The sequence below is a fragment of the Erythrobacter sp. JB2-19 genome (assembly GCF_057365005.1).
Genome location: NZ_CP200290.1, coordinates 2,145,562 through 2,161,865, shown reverse-complemented (window position 1 = coordinate 2,161,865; position 16,304 = coordinate 2,145,562). Strand labels below are relative to the sequence as shown.

The window sequence follows — 16,304 nt, the reverse complement described above, 5'->3', positions numbered from 1 at the left end:
TTATCCGCCGTAGAAGAAGCGTTCTTCGGCGATTCTGCCATCTTTGACAGTGTAGACAGCCGTTTCAGACGATTGGGTGCGTTCGCCCATCATCGTTACGTCCATCGAATAGTTCACGGCGAATTGCTCTCCCACAACAAAGGGTCCGGCCATATCGAAGCCGTGCATTTCGGCATTTTCGTTCCACCATTTGTGCTTTTCGAGCAATTGCTCGCGTCCTTGCACGTGTGACATGGGGCCATCGCCGGGTTCCATGCTCACAATATCATCGGACCACATGGATTGGTAATCGGCTTCGCGATCCTCTTTCACCGCGTTGAAGAAATCTTGGGCAGTCTGTTCAATCGTCATCTCAGCTCTCCTAAGTGTCCTTAGACTATCAGTAGCCGATAATTATGTCAGCAGCGCGTCCACTTGCCGGCGCAATTCGGGCAACACATCTTCCTCAAACCATGGGTTCTTGCGCATCCAGATGGCCGATCTCCAGGCCGGATGAGGCAGAGGAAAGAATGGAGCATAATCGGCGAAGCGCCTGACACGCTCTGTCATGGAAAGTTTCTTTGCCTTCGGCAGATAATAGGCCTGAGCGTAGGCCCCGACGAGTAGGGTCAGACGCTCTGTCGGCAACACGTCCAGCATCCGATCGTGCCACTCAGGCGCGCACTCCTTGCGGGGCGGCTGATCTCCGCCAGATGCCTTGCCCGGATAGCAAAAGCCCATCGGCATCAGCGCGATTTTGTCGGCATCGTAAAAGTCGGATTTCTCAAAGCCGAGCCAGCTACGCAGTCGGTCGCCGCTGTCATCGTCCCATGGCACGCCGCTGGCATGAACCTTTGTGCCCGGTGCCTGGCCGATGATCAGCACGCGGCTGTTTTCGGAGAACTGGACCACCGGGCGTGGGCCAAGCGGCAAGTGTTCTGCACAGATTGTGCAGGCGGTGATTTCTTTGTGAAGTTCAGCCGCGCTCATTCCTCAGCCATTTCTGCCAGCATCAGCCAGCGTTCCTCCGCTTGATGCTTTTCAGTGCGGGCATTCTCAATACCTTTGGAGATATTGGTGAAGCGCTGCGGGTCCGTGTTGAACAGGTCGGGGTCTGAGAGAATGTTCTCACCCTTGGTGATGGCCGCCTCCAGCTCCTCGATGCGGGCTGGCAGAAGCTCATAGTCGCGCTGATCCTTGAAGCTAAGCTTACCCGCTGGCTTTGCCTGAACAGGCTTTTCCGGCGCGGGCGCAGCGGCTGGCTTGCTCTTCTTGGCACTCGCAGTGATCGGTTTGCGGCGCTTGCGCTCCCAATCTTCATAACCGCCTGCGACAACGTCAACCCGCCCGGACCCATCTAAGCCGAGGGTCACGGTAACCGTCCGGTCAAGAAAATCGCGATCGTGGCTAACAATCAGGACGGTTCCATCGAAATCGGCGATCACCTCTTGCAGCAGATCGAGCGTTTCCAGATCGAGGTCGTTGGTTGGCTCATCAAGCACGAGCAAATTTGCGGTGCGAGCAAACTCGCGTGCGAGCAGCAGGCGCGAACGCTCACCGCCGGACAAATTGGCGACTTTGGTGTCGACCAGTCCAGGATCGAACAGGAAGTCCTTGAGATAGGCTTGCACGTGTTTGCGCACGCTGCGCACATCGATCCAATCACCGCCTTCGGCCAGAATGTCGCGCACGCTTGCCTCTGGGCTCAGCAATTTGCGTTGTTGATCAATCATGACGCCGGTCAGTGTGCGGGCGCGCTCAACCGTCCCGCTGTCTGGCTCTAGCTCGCCGGTAAGCATTTTGAGCAATGTGGTCTTGCCTGCGCCATTCGCCCCGACGATGCCGATCCGGTCCCCACGCTGAATGCGCAGCGAGAAGTTCTTGATGACCTCGCGCTCGCCAAAGGATTTTGAGACTTTTTCAGCCACAATGACCGACTTCGATTTGAAATCGTCGTCATTGGCGAGTTTTAGTTTTGCCGAACTGGTGTCGGAAATCATTGCCGCGCGCGCAGCTCGCATCTGATGCAGTTTTTCCAGCCGACCTTGGTTGCGCTTGCGACGCGCGGTTACTCCGCGCTCCAGCCAGTGCGCCTCAAGCTTGAGTTTCGCATCCAGCTTTTCTGCGGCGCGGGTTTCCTCAGCATAGACGCTTGCCTCCCACGCTTCATACCCGCCAAAGCCAACTTCTTTGCGGCGCAGATTGCCGCGATCCAGCCAGAGGGTCGCGCGGGTCAAACGCTTTAGGAAGGTCCGGTCGTGGCTGATCGTGATGAAGGCGCCTTTGTACCGGTTCAGCCAATCTTCCAGCCAGTCGATCGCGCCCAGATCAAGGTGGTTGGTTGGCTCATCGAGCAGCAGAATATCAGGGTCTTGAGCGAGCGCACGGGCAATCGCAGCGCGGCGACGTTCACCTCCGCTGGCGGTGTCAGCTGGGCGGTCCATGGCGATGCCGAGTTGGCCAGCAATGGATTCTACTTCATAGGCTTCTGGTGCATCATCGCCGGACAGCGCGAAGTCCATCAGTGTGGCGTAGGCGCTGAGGTCAGGTTCTTGCTCCAGGAACACGATCCGCGCGCCCGGCTTAATCCGGCGCAGGCCACGGTCCGCCTCAATCCTATCATCGATCAGTTTGAGCAGAGTGGTCTTGCCAGCGCCATTCCGCCCGATCAGTGCCAAGCGGTCACGCGGGGCGACATGCAGGTCGATCCCATCAGTGCCGGGGCCGCCAAACAGCCAGCGGCCGCCTTGCTGAAGGCTTAGCCCTTCCCAGGATAGAATTGGTGGTTGTGCCATAACGGGCGGGCGGTAGGGGCTTGGCAAAGCACGGGCAAGCGCTTTGCATGCGTTTGTCTTGAGAAGCCTGTTGCAATTTTCTTGCCTGAACGCTGATCAGAGGCTTTATTCACTGCGTGTTCAACGCGTGATCATTAAACAGGGTAGCATCATGAAACGCGGTATCTCTCTTTTTGGCGCTTTTGCCGCCCTGGCTATGGCTGGAATTCCGGTCGCTCCCTCGCTTGCCGCATCTGCGCAGGCGCAGACCGATCAAAGCAATGCGCGCAAGGAAATGCGGGCAGGCAATCAAATGTCGCTGCGCCAGATCGAGGCGCGGGTACTGCCCCGGATGAAGGGCAGCGAATATCTCGGCCCGGCTTACGATTCCACTGCGCGCGCCTATCGGTTGAAATTCATCAAAGATGGCCGCGTTACTTTCGTCGATGTCGACGCTCGCACTGGGCGCATCATCAATCGCTCTCGCTGACAGATTTCACTCAAAGTATAGGTGCAATCGGGGTGCAATTCGCTCCGCTCGCTTGACGCGTTTTGCGTAAAGGCGCACCAGATCATTTCACCTTTCAGGCACCGATCCAGGGACCAGACAGAAATATGCGCATTCTGATTGTCGAAGACGAACCGACACTTGGCCAGCAATTGAAATCCACATTGGAGCAGACCGGCTATGCGGTTGATCTCTCAACCGATGGCGAAGACGGCCACTTTCTAGGCAGCACAGAGGATTACGACGCCGTAATTCTTGATCTGGGCCTGCCAGAGATTGATGGCCTGTCAGTGCTGGGTATGTGGCGCAAGGAAGGCCGAGAATTTCCTGTGCTGGTGCTGACCGCGCGGGACAGTTGGTCTGATAAGGTCGCCGGGCTGGATGCGGGCGCGGATGATTATCTTGCCAAACCATTTCAAACAGAAGAGCTGATCGCCCGTCTTCGCGCGTTGATAAGGCGTGCGTCGGGCAATACTTCCTCTGAGCTGACGGCCGGTCAAGTGCGGCTGGACACCCGGTCTGGGCGGGTGACTCTTAAAGGAGAGCCGGTGAAGCTGACGGCCCAAGAATACAAACTCCTGAGCTATTTGATGCATCACAAAGGCAAGGTGGTAAGCCGAACCGAGCTGATCGAGCATATCTATGATCAGGACTTTGATCGCGATTCAAACACGATTGAAGTGTTCGTGACGCGTATTCGCAAGAAACTCGGCGCAGAAGTGATAACGACGATCCGTGGCCTTGGTTATAGCCTCGACGATCCCGCAGACGCGCCCCGCGCTTAGTCCGCAGGACACCGATTCTGCTTCGCACACCAGCGGGGCGGAGACGGTGACTGCGGCTGACGCGGGTAATACGCAATCTTCGGATGAGGTAAGCGCTGTTCCTGCGAAAGCGGCAGAGGCTGTTCAAGCTCGGCTCCAAACCGGCAGTCTGGCGCGCCGCATGGGCCTCATCGCGGCTGGTTGGATTTTCATGCTGTTGCTGGTCGGCGGGATTGCGCTTGATCGCACCTTAACCAGTCAGGTTGAGCAAAATTTTGATAACCAACTCGAATATGTTCTGACCGCTCTGATCGCTTCTGCCGAAATCGATCCGCAGGGTGATGTCTATCTCTATAATGAGCTGGGCGACCAACGCTTTTTTGAGCCCAATAGCGGCGTCTATTGGCAGGTGAGCGGGGAGGGGTTTGCGCCCTTTACCTCGCGCAGCCTGTGGGACAGCCCGCTGGAACTGAAGGCGGATCACTTCGACAATAATCCGCATTTTTACGATTCGGACCAATTTGAGGGGGAGCCGCTGCGCATTGTTGAGCGCACGGTGATTCTGCCGGCGAGCGAGACGCAGTGGACCTTTGCGGTTGCCTCCGCAACGGAAGAACTCGAAGCGCAGGTCACCAACATTCGCTCAATTCTGGCATGGAGCTTCGCCGTTCTCGGGTTTGGCTTGCTCGCAATGGCTCTGCTGCAAATCCGCGTCGGTCTATCCCCGCTTCGCCGTGTGCGTGCGGCCATTCAGAACTTGCGCTCAACGGGCGAGAACAGGATTTCAGAGCCTTTGCCAACCGAGGTCCAACCATTGGTTCAAGAGCTCAATGGTCTACTCGAACATTCAGAAAAGCAGGCGGAAGAAGCGCGTACACATGCTGGAAATTTGGCCCATGCGCTGAAGACGCCGCTGACGGTTCTGACCAATGCGGCGACGGCCCGTGCGCCGGATTTAGGCGACGCGGTGATCCGCGAAACGCGCACCATGCAGCGGCACGTCGATCACCATCTCGCCCGCGCTCGTGCGGTTGGCAGGCGGGCCGTTGGCCATGCGCGGACCAGCATTTTTGACAGCGCAGAGGCAGTCCGCCGGGCAGTCGAGCGCCTCTATCCCCAAGCGCGTATTGATATCGCTGGCAATCGCACCGCCATCGTTGCGATTGAGCGTCAGGACCTGGATGAGATTCTTGGTAATCTGATCGAGAACGCCGCGAAATATGGCGGCGGCAGTGTCTTCGTTACGGTTGATGCCGAAAGCGAAGACGAGGCCAAAGGCGCGCCATGCGTCATCTGGGTCGAAGACGACGGGATGGGCATTCCTGAGACTGAGCGTGAGCGCATTTTTGATCGCGGTGCGCGCCTGGACACGGGGAAGCCAGGCACTGGACTGGGCCTAGCTATCGTGCGCGATGTTGCCGAGATTTACGGCGGCGGCGTAGAGATTGAGGAAAGCGAAGACCTGGGCGGGGTGCTCATCAAGCTGAGCCTGCCGCGCGCATAGCGTGGAGCGAAATCTCAGCCGTGCCTGTCTTCGCGTGCTTGCTCGTGGTGGCGAATAACCTCATCGATTACGAAGCGCAGAAATTTCTCGCTAAATTCTGGGTCAAGATTGGCGTCTTCTGACAGCGCGCGCAGGCGATCAATCTGGCGTTGTTCGCGATCAGGATCAGCGGGCGGCAAAGTCACTTTCGCCTTATATTCCCCAACTGCCTGAGTGATCCGAAATCGCTCAGCGAGAATATGGATCAAAGCCGCATCGATATTGTCGATACTCTTGCGAAATCCGGCAAGGATGGGATCGGGCTCGTTCGGCAGGTGCGTATCATTGGACATATCGTGCAAAACTAGCAGCAATTGAGCGCTTGCCAAGCGCGTGAGCCTCGCCCACAGCGCAAATATGAGCGCTGAAGTGGTTCAATTGCCGCGCGGAAAGCGGCCTACGCTTGATCCGATGCTGTCTTTGACAGCGCCGGGCATGAATTCCGTTAACACCGTGATCCTGGAACGGATGCAGAGCGAGATCCCCTTGATTCCGCGCCTTGCAGGCCATTTGATCTCCGGTGGAGGCAAGCGCCTGCGCCCGATGCTGACGCTCGCGGGCGCTGAGCTGGTTGGTTATCAGGGCGATCGCCATCACAAGCTCGCCGCCGCTGTGGAATTCATTCACACCGCCACACTTCTCCACGATGATGTGGTCGACGGCAGCGAGCTGCGCAGAGGCAAGGCCGCCGCCAACATTATTTTCGGCAATCCGGCGACCGTCTTGGTCGGCGATTTCCTGTTCAGCCGCGCGTTTGAATTGATGACCGAGGACGGCAGCTTGAAAGTGCTCAAGATCTTGAGCCACGCCAGTGCGGTGATCGCCGAGGGTGAAGTTTCGCAGCTGACTGCTCAGCGCCAGATCAAAACCAGCGAAGAGCAATATCTGCACATCATCGGTGCCAAGACCGCTGCTCTATTTGCCGCTGCCAGTCAGATCAGCGCCGTGGTCGCCGAGTGCAGTGAAGAGCAAGAGCGCGCTTTGGAAGATTATGGCCGCAATCTGGGCGTCGCGTTTCAGCTCGTCGATGATGCGATTGATTACGATTCTGATGCGGCCCAAATGGGCAAAGATCAGGGCGATGATTTCCGTGAGGGGAAGATGACTCTGCCGGTAATTCTGGCCTTTGCGCGCGGCGATGAAGAAGAGCGCTCGTTCTGGAAAGCAGCGATTGGTGGGCACCGCACGTCGGACGAGGATTTGGACCACGCGATTGAGCTGATTGAGCGCCACAATGCTCTTAATGACACGCGCGAGCGGGCGAAGCATTTTGCCCAGCGCGCCATCGATGCAATCTCGATCTTCCCAGATAGTAAAGCGCGCGCGGCAATGGCGGAAGCAGCTAACTTTGCTGTCGCACGGGGATATTGAGCAGGGTCTTGGACCCGCAACTACCCATAGAGCATGTGTTGCCAGACCTGCGCGCAGCCTTGGCTGCGAGCGGCGCGGGTGTGCTAATCGCGCCGCCTGGTGCCGGTAAGACCACTGCGGTTGCGCCAGCTCTGCTGGAAGAGGAATGGTGCACTGGACAAATCATCTTGACCAGTCCGCGCCGTGTTGCTGCGCGCGCAGCGGCAGAGCGGATGGCGCAAATACTGGGTGAGAAACCGGGTGAAACCATCGGCTATTCCACTCGGCTCGACAGCAAGAGCTCTGCGCGAACCCGGATTCTGGTCGTGACAGAGGGCATATTCGTCAACCGCGTGCTTGCCGATCCAGAGCTGCCCGGCGTTTCAGCCGTGCTGTTTGATGAGGCGCATGAGCGGCATTTGGATTGCGATCTTGGGCTGGCACTCGCGCTTGAGGCGCGCAGCGTATTGCGCGAAGATTTGCGTGTCCTTGCCATGTCAGCGACGATTGATGGAGCGCGCTTTTCAGAGCTGCTGGGCAAAGATGCGCCGGTTATCGAGAGCGAGGGGCGCAGCTTCCCACTCACTCTCAGATGGCTGGGCACCAATCCCGCGCAGCCCATTGAAGCACAAACGGTTGAGGCGGTGCTCACCGCGCGGCGTGAAAATGATGAGGGCGATATTCTCGCCTTTCTACCCGGGGTGCGCGAGATTGAGCGTGTTCGTGAAAGGCTTGAGGAGCGCTTGCCAGATACGCCGATATTGCCGCTGCATGGCCAGGTTGATCCAGCGAGCCAGCGAGCTGCTATTAAGCGGGATCCGCAAGGCCGCCGCCGTATTGTGCTGGCGAGCGCTATTGCTGAAACATCGCTGACGCTGGATGGCGTGTCGATTGTCGTCGATTCTGGCCTCGCTCGCTACGCAGAGTTTGACGCGGCCGCGGGAACGCAGCGACTGGTAACAAGAGCTGCAAGCCAAGCGGCTGCGACCCAACGTGCGGGCCGTGCGGCGCGGCAGGGGCCCGGAGTGGCATATCGTTTGTGGGAGGAGCATGGGCATGCGGGACGGCAAGCATTTGCGCCTCCTGAGATAACCAGTGCCGATCTTGCCCCGCTTGTTTTGTCGCTCGCCGCATGGGGCACGCGCGACCCTGCGTCGCTCGCATGGCTGGACGCTCCGCCAGAGGCGGCAATCGCGAGCGCAAGCCAGCGGCTAGAGGCGATGGGCGCGATTGATAACGAAGGCTCAATCACCGACTGGGGCGAGAAAATTGCCGCAATGCCGATGTCACCCGACCAGGCCGCAGCGGTGCTTTATGGCGTTACAAGAGGTGCCGGTGAGGCGAGCGCGCGGCTGGTCATGTTGTTGCAAGAACGTGGATTGGGCGGGCGCGGCGAAGACCTGCTCCAGAGGCTGTCACGCTGGAATAACGACGATAGCAAACGCGCGAGCTCTGCTCGCAAGGTAGCTGATGGTTGGGCGCGCAAGGCAGCGGTGCTGGTGGGCGGGGGAAGTGCCGGCGAGGCGACCGCAGAGGAATGCCTTGCTCTTGCCCGGCCAGATATGATCGCGAAACGCCGCGATAGCAGCGGAGAGCATTGGCTGTCCGTAGGCGGGCGGGGCTTCGTACTCGACCCAGCCTCACCAATTGCGCGGGCTGAATGGATCGTGATTGGTGCAGCCAGCGGACAGGCCAAGGGCGCGCGGATCATGTCGGCGGCGGTCCTGCCCCCACCAGACAGCGGCGGACCGATCCAATCCAAGATTGAGGAACGCCGTATCATCCAGTGGGATGCAGCCAAGAACCGGGCGATGCCGCGACGGGAAACCCGACTTGGGGCGATTACCTTGGCAAGCGGTCCCGATGAAAATCCTGATGAGCAAGCACTTGTGGACATCCTTGTGGAGAAAGCTCTGGAAAGGCTGGAGGAACTGCTGCCTGCGCCCCTGCTCGCGCGTGGTAAATACGCGGGCGTGAATAGCCTGTCTGAAGAGGGTTTGGCAGGGACGGCGGAGATGTGGCTCGTCCCACTACTGACCGAGCGGCGCGATTTGAACCTGAAGCCAGCGCAGCTGACCGAGGCGGTTTTGGGGCAGCTTGATTGGGGCGAGCGGCAAAGGCTCGATAAAGACGCGCCCACCCATTTCATTTCGCCCGCACAGACACGCCACGCGATTGACTATGCCAGTGATGATGCGCCCAGCGTTGAGGTGCGCGTGCAGGCTTTGTTTGGCCTAGATAGCCAGCCAATGATTGGCAAAACGCCGCTGCTGCTAAAGCTCACCAGTCCTGCGGGACGTCCAATCCAATCGACCCGCGATTTGCCGGGATTTTGGCGCGGTAGCTGGGCCGATGTGGCAAAGGATATGAAGGGCAGGTATCCAAAGCATCGCTGGCCTGAACAACCGTGGAGCGAAAAGCCGAGCCTAAAGACGAAAAACGCCTTCAATCGCGAATGAGTTTAGACTATCGCAGGGGCAAGTTAGCGCTGCAGCTTGCCAGATGACGACGCGGCCAATGATTGATGGACTAGGACACAATGTCAGCACGTATTTTCCAGACCCCCAAAAGCGCGATGCAATCGGGCAAAGCCAAGACCGACACTTGGGTGCTCGAATTTGAGCGGTCAGAGGCACTGCGCCCAGATCCGCTGATGGGTTGGAGCGGCAGCGGCGACACGCAGAGTCAGGTGCGTTTGACCTTCCCCGACAAAGATGCGGCGAAAGCCTATGCCGAGAAATACGGAATTCCGGCGCGGGTCCATTCGACCCCGGCTAAGGGACTCAAACTACAGGCTTACGCCGACAATTTCCGCTAAAAGACTGGTGCGCGATTGGCGCATCTCTAAGATCCTATCTTGCCAACCGAGGGCATGATCGCCATATGGCCAGCCGGGAGTCGGGTGGACGTTTGCGTTCGCTCACCGGGTCAGGTCCGGAAGGAAGCAGCCCAGGTGAATTGCGACGGGTCGCTCGGCTCCTTTTTCCATGAAAATGCGGTGGTTTGGTCCGGGAGCGATTTCATGCCGATTTTCTCCAAACACCGCGATGACAAATGCTGCGCCAACGCGTAGCTTGCGCGCGTGACTGATTCCGATCCAGAAATACCCGAAGGCGAAGAGGACAAGCCAAGCGCTGCTGAGTTAGAGGCCGCAGGCCAGAACTCTATGTTTGGCGATCCTGAGCCTGAGCCTGCACCGCCTATTGCGGTTCAGGACAAGCCGTCCGCTAGTGAACAGACTGCTTCGGTCGAACCTGCCCCTGCGGCTGAAGTCTCGCCGCCCACTGCGGCTCCTGCGGAGAAACCCGCGAAGCCAGCGGAGGCTGCCGATAACCAGCCTTACCGCGTGCTGGCGCGCAAATACCGCCCGCAAACCTTCTCTGAGCTGATCGGGCAAGAGCCTATGGTCCGCACGCTCGCCAATGCGATCGAGCGAGACCGGCTGGCGCATGCGTTTTTGATGACTGGCGTTCGCGGGGTCGGTAAAACGTCGACCGCCAGGCTAATTGCCAAAGCGCTCAACTGCATCGGTGCGGATGGCGAGGACGGGCCGACCATTGATCCGTGCGGGCAATGTGAGCCTTGCACGGCGATCGCTCAGGGTCAGCATATCGATGTGATCGAGATGGATGCTGCCTCGCACACCGGGGTCGATGACGTGCGCGAGATTATCGAGGCGGTGCGCTATGCAGCGGTCTCTGCGCGCTACAAGATCTACATCATTGACGAGGTTCACATGCTCTCGCGCAATGCCTTCAACGCATTGCTTAAGACGCTTGAGGAACCGCCTGCGCATGTAAAATTCCTGTTCGCGACGACTGAAGTTGAAAAGCTACCGGTTACCGTGCTCAGCCGGACGCAGCGGTTCGACTTGCGGCGCATTCCGGCGGAATTGCTGGCGACGCATTTCGGCAATATCTGCGCGAAAGAGGGTGTCGAGGCTGAGGCAGAGGCGCTGCACATTATAGCGGGAGCGGCAGAGGGTTCGGTTCGCGATGGTCTTTCGATCCTCGACCAAGCGATTGCGCATGCCGATCTTGAAGAAGGCGGGCAAGTAACTGGTGAGCGGGTCCGCGACATGTTGGGCCTCGCTGACAAGAGCGCTCAGCGGAAGCTGTTGGAGCGGTTGCTGGCGGGCGATGCGCCGGCCTTGCTGGCAGCAATCGATGAGCAATATGCGCTGGGCGTCGAACCGCTCGCTTTGATGCGGGCATTGATGGATCTGGTTCACAAGATCACCGTGGCCCAGGTTTCCGGTGCTGAGGCCGATGCGCCAACCGAAGAAGAGCGCGCAGCGCTTAGCAAGTTTGCGCAGGAACTGGGCGCGGGTCAGCTGCACCGGCTTTGGCAGTTAATGCTGAAGGGTCATGAGGAAGTGCGCCAGGCGCCCGATCCGTTGGTTTCCGTGCAGATGGCCTTGCTGCGCGTGCTTCACGCCTCTGACATGCCGGACCCTGGCAAGCTTGCAAAACGGATAGATGAGATTGCCAAGGCGGGGCCTGCGCCTGCTGCGCCGAATGAAGCGCACGCCGGAGAACCTGCCCCTGCCATGCAATCGGCACCCATTGCGCTCGACTGGGCAAACGTAGTGCGACAAGTCGACGATTCCGGGCAATTGCGCGTGGCGCAAATTATGCGAGACCGAGTTCGAGTGATCGAGCTCGCGCCGGAAAAGCTCGTGTATCAGCGGGCCGATAACTTTGCCGATGATCCGGCACCAGAGATCCGCGAGGCCTTGTTTAAGCTCACTGGTAAGCGCTGGCTGGTTGAAACAGGCGCAGGTGATGCCCAACCTAGCTTACGAGAGCAGGAAGATGCGGAACGCGAAGCAGCAGCCGAGCGCACCCGGTCCGATCCGCTGGTGAAGGCCGCGTTCGAAGCCTTTCCAGAGGCGGAATTGCTCGACCCGAAAGACCAAGCCGCACCCAGCGCTTTGCGCGCCAGCGGCAGCAAATGGAGCTGATGAAGCTATGAAATCGATGGAAGAGATGATGCAGGCCGCTCAAAAGGCCGCAGAGACGATCCAAACCCAAATGAACGATATGCAGGCCAAATTGGACAGCATGGAGGTTGAGGGTCAGGCCGGCGGCGGCCTAGTTAAAGTGCGCGCCACGGCAAAGGGCCGAATCTTGAAGGTTGAGATCGACGATAGCCTGATGAAGCTGGAAGAAAAGCACATGGTCGAAGACCTTGTGACGGCTGCTTTCAACGATGCCCGCGACAAGGCTGATCGCGTTTCAGCAGAAGAAATGAAGCAGATGCAAGGCGGCATAGGCCTGCCAGAAGGTTTCAACCTGCCCGGTATGGGTTGAGGTATCCTGAGCGTTCCCATTGCGGCGCGCATTGAGCGTTCCCATATCCTGAGCCGATACGACAGCTCCAAAAATGCGCTCAATTGGCGCTCATAAAGATAAACGGCAAATTCAATGACACAGCAATTCCCTCTCCTGCCTTTGCGCGACATCGTGGTGTTTCCCGGTATGGTCGTGCCCCTGTTCGTGGGCCGTGACAAATCCGTCGCCGCGCTCGAGGCCGCAATGGAAGCCAGCAAGGATATCTTCCTGCTCGCCCAGCTTGATCCGGGCTGTGATGATCCGGTTGGCGATGACCTTTATGACGTCGGCGTCGTCGCCCAAGTGCTGCAATTGCTGAAATTGCCGGACGGCACCGTTCGCGTTCTGGTTGAAGGGACAGCACGCGCTATGCTTGAAACGTTCCGCGAAGAGGGCGATTATGTATTGGCCGAAGTGGCTCTGCAGGAACCGCAAACGGTCGGCGGTAGCGAAGTCACTGCTTTGATGCGGCAAGTTACGGAACAATTCGCGGAATACAGCAAGCTTAACAAGAAGCTGGGCGATGATGCTGATGTTGATCTCAGCGATGTTGATGATGCAGGCACTCTGGCGGATACAATCGCGGCCGCAATCAATGCCAAGGTTTCCGACAAGCAAGGCCTGCTGACTGAAGCTGATCCTCTGCGCCGTTTAGAACTGGTGATCGCGTTTATGGAAGGCGAGCTGTCGGTTCTTCAGGTTGAGCGGAAAATCCGTGGGCGCGTGAAGCGTCAGATGGAAAAGACGCAGCGCGAATATTATCTCAACGAACAGCTCAAGGCGATCCAAAGCGAGCTGGGTGGAAGCGACGGCGAAGAAGTCGATGAGATCGCTGAACTGACCGAGAAGATCGAAGAGACCAAGCTTTCCAAAGAAGCGAAGACGAAGTCGAAGGCGGAACTCAAGAAACTCAAAGCCATGCAGCCGATGAGCGCAGAGGCGACCGTCATCCGTAACTATCTGGATGTGCTACTCGGCCTGCCATGGGGCAAGAAGTCTCGGCTCAAAAAGGATATTGGTAAGGCGCAGGAGATCCTCGACGCCGATCATTATGGCCTGGAGAAGGTCAAGGATCGGATCATCGAATATCTTGCCGTTCAGGCGCGCACCAACAAGCTGAAGGGGCCAATCCTGTGCCTCGTCGGGCCGCCCGGCGTGGGTAAGACGTCGCTGGGCAAGTCAATTGCCAAGGCAACGGGCCGCGAGTTCGTGCGCCAGTCGCTTGGCGGCGTGCGGGACGAGGCCGAGATTCGCGGCCACCGCCGGACGTATATTGGCTCGATGCCGGGTAAGATCGTCAACAATCTGAAAAAGGCGGGGGCCAGCAATCCGTTGTTCCTGCTCGATGAGATCGACAAGCTGGGCCAAGATTTTCGGGGCGATCCTGCATCGGCTCTGCTCGAGGTCCTCGACCCAGAGCAAAATGGTAAGTTCCAGGATCACTACCTTGAGCTCGATCTTGATCTTAGCGATATCATGTTTGTTACGACGGCAAACTCGCTTGATCTGCCTCAGCCGCTGCTGGACCGGATGGAGATCATCCGCCTCGAAGGCTACACGGAAGACGAAAAGGTTGAGATTGCTCAACGCCATTTGATTGCGAAACAGATCGATGCACATGGCCTGAAGGACGGCGAATTTGAGCTGACCGAAGCGGGTCTTCGCGACCTGATCAGATATTACACTCGCGAGGCTGGAGTGCGGACGTTGGAGCGTGAGATCGCTCGTTTGGCTCGTAAGAGCCTCCGGAAAATACTGGAAAAAGACGCCACCAGCGTGGTGATTACCCCGGATAATCTTGGCGACTTTGCCGGGGTGCGCAAATTCAAGCATGGCATGTCTGAGGACGAGGCCCAGGTGGGCGCTGTCACAGGCCTTGCATGGACCAGCGTGGGCGGGGAATTGCTGACCATTGAAAGCGTCACGACACCGGGCAAGGGCGAGATAAAGACCACCGGTAAGCTCGGCGAAGTAATGACCGAGAGTGTCGCAGCCGCGTTCAGTTTTGTGAAGGCGAGGGCGCCCGTTTACGGCATCAAACCGTCGATCTTTCAGCGTAAGAATATCCATATTCACTTGCCGGAGGGTGCGGTGCCGAAGGATGGCCCAAGCGCTGGTATCGGTATGGTCACGTCGATCGTTTCAACACTGTCGGGTGTCGCTGTGCGTCCAGACATTGCGATGACGGGCGAAGTTACACTACGCGGCCGTGTGCTGCCCATTGGCGGGCTTAAAGAGAAGCTTCTGGCGGCGCTGCGAGGCGGGATCAAAACCGTCCTCATTCCAGAGGATAACGTCAAAGACCTGGTCGAAATTCCAGACAATGTGAAGGAAGGGTTGGAGATCATCCCGGTTAGCCACGTTGATCAGGTTCTGGAGCAGGCTCTGGTCGAGAAGCCGGAGGCGATCGAATGGACTGAGGCGGATGATTTGGCGAGCCAACCGAATCCAGCAGGAGCGGGCGGCGCAACCGCGCACTGACAAAGTATTGGATCAATCCAGACTTGTATAAATGCGACAGCTTTTCAATGCTGCGACGCAGCATTTGCGTATTCCGGCATCGATTCGCCGCAAATGGCCAACATTTGTCCAAAAATGGCGTTTTTCTGCGTGATTTGCCTTTGACAGAACCGTCAAAAAGGTATCATTTGCGCGCTTTCGGAGAGGCGATTCACCGAAAACCAGTTTGAATTGCGAATGAGGGGGTTCCCAGAATGAATAAGAACGATCTGATCAGTGCAGTTGCCGAAACCAGTGGCCTTTCTAAAAGTGACGCGTCTAACGCCGTTGAGAGCGTTTTTAACGCAATTACCAAGTCGCTTTCCGGTGGTGAGGAAGTGCGCCTGATCGGCTTCGGCACATTCTCAGTCGCTAAGCGTAAGGCTTCGACTGGCCGCAACCCGCGCACTGGCGAGCCAATGACGATCAAGGCTTCCAACCAACCTAAGTTCAAGGCTGGTAAGGGCTTGAAGGACGCGGTCAACTAAGGCTGACTGTTCGCAGCACGCATCGCCGCGTTTTACGAAATTGGGCCCCACCAGAGCGATCTGGCGGGGCCTTTCTTCTATGCGCCGTACGCACGTCGTAGAGATTGCTTCATGACCTGCACGCCGCCGCGGGATGCACATACCTTCACTGATCAATGGGACAGATCGACCAATGCAGTTGGCGCGGCCTTTGTGCGCGGTGTGATTTCCCACTCTAGCGTCTGACGGCCCGAGGTGTCGGAAACTTCGGCGACCGGTCCTGCATCTGTGTTGTTCGCCAGGATCCGGCCATCTGTGACAATTCTGAATGTTCCCTCAACCGCCGGAATGTTGGGCATCTCTCCGCCCGGCGCGGTTCCCTCATCGCCCAGCGCCGCCAGCCCTGCCAAGCTGCCCATTCCGCCAAACATTGCTGCCATTGGGTTCGTGTCGCTTTGGGCGGAGAAGCCCGGAGCATTCACGCGAACAACATTGTCATCGCGCAGCACGATCTGAACGAATGGATTGGTGGTCGGCACCTCTTCGATGGTTGGGAATAGGAAGTCATGTGAGAGCTTGCCTGAAACGGTGTATGAGACGTCGTAAACTCCGTCGCCTTTGTCCTCGACACGGTTCCACCCTTTTTGACGCAGCAGCAATTGCCGCAATTCTTCTGAGGCTTCTGGATCAGTCACATCAATACCGCCCATGAAGACCGCCATTGCTTCGGCATCCTTCTTTGCCTTCGCAGCGCGTGCCTCTGCGCCAGCTTCCCAATCCTCGCGTTGCTGTGCCAGCTCTGCTTCCGTGCATTCACGGTCAGAATAGTCCTCTTCATCATAGCATTCGGTGGGCTCAAACTCTCCGCCAGCTGCGCCCATCTGAGCAAGGTCAGACAAGCCTAGGAAGAAGATCTCGCCTTCGTATGTAAAGGTGAAGCTGTCCTCACCGGTGAGCTCCAGCTCAGAGCTGAACTTGCCCGGTGTGATGAAGCATGCGCTGAGCAGCAATGAGAGGCTGGCCAGCATTGCGGCGGCTTTCGCGCGGATGGGCAGGCGGCCCGGTGAGTTGTCAGTCATCAGTCTGT

At 58.0% G+C, this 16,304-nt stretch carries 15 protein-coding genes and 1 other RNA gene; 11 read left to right on the top strand and 5 right to left on the bottom strand.

What is annotated here, in order from left to right; all coding sequences use genetic code 11:
* The 3 genes from AC0V6O_RS10345 to AC0V6O_RS10335 are packed head-to-tail and all read right to left on the bottom strand — an operon-like array spanning position 1 to position 2,774.
* Positions 1–351, bottom strand: a complete 351-nt coding sequence (locus AC0V6O_RS10345; protein ID WP_486143767.1) for a SnoaL-like domain-containing protein — start codon at positions 349–351, stop codon at positions 1–3.
* A 42-nt stretch (positions 352–393) separates the two neighbouring features.
* Positions 394–969, bottom strand: coding sequence for a uracil-DNA glycosylase family protein (locus AC0V6O_RS10340; RefSeq protein ID WP_486143765.1), 576 nt, complete (start codon positions 967–969; stop codon positions 394–396).
* The gene (locus AC0V6O_RS10335) at positions 966–2,774 is read right to left on the bottom strand and encodes an ABC-F family ATP-binding cassette domain-containing protein (protein ID WP_486143763.1); all 1,809 of its coding nucleotides are present in this window, start codon (positions 2,772–2,774) and stop codon (positions 966–968) included. The genes AC0V6O_RS10340 and AC0V6O_RS10335 overlap by 4 nt, the downstream gene beginning before the upstream one ends.
* Positions 2,775–2,925: 151 nt before the next feature.
* On the opposite strand from AC0V6O_RS10335, the gene AC0V6O_RS10330 reads away from it, so the two are divergent.
* From AC0V6O_RS10330 to AC0V6O_RS10320, 3 genes are all read left to right on the top strand, one after another.
* Positions 2,926–3,243, top strand: a complete 318-nt coding sequence (locus AC0V6O_RS10330) for a PepSY domain-containing protein (protein ID WP_486143761.1) — start codon at positions 2,926–2,928, stop codon at positions 3,241–3,243.
* A gap of 125 nt (positions 3,244–3,368) precedes the next feature.
* Complete coding sequence (locus AC0V6O_RS10325; protein WP_472639193.1) at positions 3,369–4,046, top strand: response regulator transcription factor; 678 nt, start codon at positions 3,369–3,371, stop codon at positions 4,044–4,046.
* A 160-nt stretch (positions 4,047–4,206) separates the two neighbouring features.
* Entirely contained in the window at positions 4,207–5,529 is a 1,323-nt protein-coding gene (locus tag AC0V6O_RS10320; protein ID WP_486145585.1) for a sensor histidine kinase, read from the top strand.
* A gap of 14 nt (positions 5,530–5,543) precedes the next feature.
* On the opposite strand, the gene AC0V6O_RS10315 is transcribed toward AC0V6O_RS10320, so the two are convergent.
* Positions 5,544–5,861 carry a chorismate mutase gene (locus AC0V6O_RS10315; RefSeq protein ID WP_486143759.1) on the bottom strand — a complete coding sequence of 106 codons (318 nt, stop codon included), beginning with the start codon at positions 5,859–5,861 and terminating at the stop codon, positions 5,544–5,546.
* 64 nt (positions 5,862–5,925) lie between these two features.
* Between AC0V6O_RS10315 and AC0V6O_RS10310 the strand changes: the two genes are divergently transcribed.
* From AC0V6O_RS10310 to AC0V6O_RS10275, 8 genes are all read left to right on the top strand, one after another.
* Positions 5,926–6,939 (top strand): polyprenyl synthetase family protein, encoded by a 1,014-nt coding sequence (locus AC0V6O_RS10310; protein ID WP_486143757.1) that lies wholly within the window; start codon positions 5,926–5,928, stop codon positions 6,937–6,939.
* Positions 6,940–6,947: 8 nt separating this feature from the next.
* Positions 6,948–9,377, top strand: coding sequence for an ATP-dependent helicase HrpB (gene hrpB, locus AC0V6O_RS10305; RefSeq protein ID WP_486143755.1), 2,430 nt, complete (start codon positions 6,948–6,950; stop codon positions 9,375–9,377).
* An 80-nt stretch (positions 9,378–9,457) separates the two neighbouring features.
* The gene (locus AC0V6O_RS10300; protein ID WP_472639190.1) at positions 9,458–9,736 is read left to right on the top strand and encodes an ETC complex I subunit; all 279 of its coding nucleotides are present in this window, start codon (positions 9,458–9,460) and stop codon (positions 9,734–9,736) included.
* A 73-nt stretch (positions 9,737–9,809) separates the two neighbouring features.
* Positions 9,810–9,904: signal recognition particle sRNA small type (ffs, locus tag AC0V6O_RS10295), an RNA gene on the top strand.
* A 96-nt stretch (positions 9,905–10,000) separates the two neighbouring features.
* Positions 10,001–11,881 (top strand): DNA polymerase III subunit gamma/tau, encoded by a 1,881-nt coding sequence (locus AC0V6O_RS10290; RefSeq protein ID WP_486143752.1) that lies wholly within the window; start codon positions 10,001–10,003, stop codon positions 11,879–11,881.
* Between the two features lie 7 nt (positions 11,882–11,888).
* Positions 11,889–12,230, top strand: coding sequence for a YbaB/EbfC family nucleoid-associated protein (locus AC0V6O_RS10285; RefSeq protein ID WP_486143750.1), 342 nt, complete (start codon positions 11,889–11,891; stop codon positions 12,228–12,230).
* Positions 12,231–12,344: 114 nt separating this feature from the next.
* A complete protein-coding gene (lon, locus tag AC0V6O_RS10280) occupies positions 12,345–14,732 on the top strand; it encodes an endopeptidase La (RefSeq protein WP_486143748.1) in 2,388 nt (795 codons plus the stop codon).
* 233 nt (positions 14,733–14,965) lie between these two features.
* The gene (locus AC0V6O_RS10275) at positions 14,966–15,238 is read left to right on the top strand and encodes an HU family DNA-binding protein (RefSeq protein WP_472639188.1); all 273 of its coding nucleotides are present in this window, start codon (positions 14,966–14,968) and stop codon (positions 15,236–15,238) included.
* A gap of 152 nt (positions 15,239–15,390) precedes the next feature.
* Here AC0V6O_RS10275 and AC0V6O_RS10270 read toward each other — a convergent pair whose 3' ends face one another.
* On the bottom strand, positions 15,391–16,296 hold the full coding sequence (locus AC0V6O_RS10270; protein ID WP_486143746.1) for a hypothetical protein: 906 nt from the start codon (positions 16,294–16,296) through the stop codon (positions 15,391–15,393).
* Positions 16,297–16,304 lie beyond the last annotated feature (8 nt).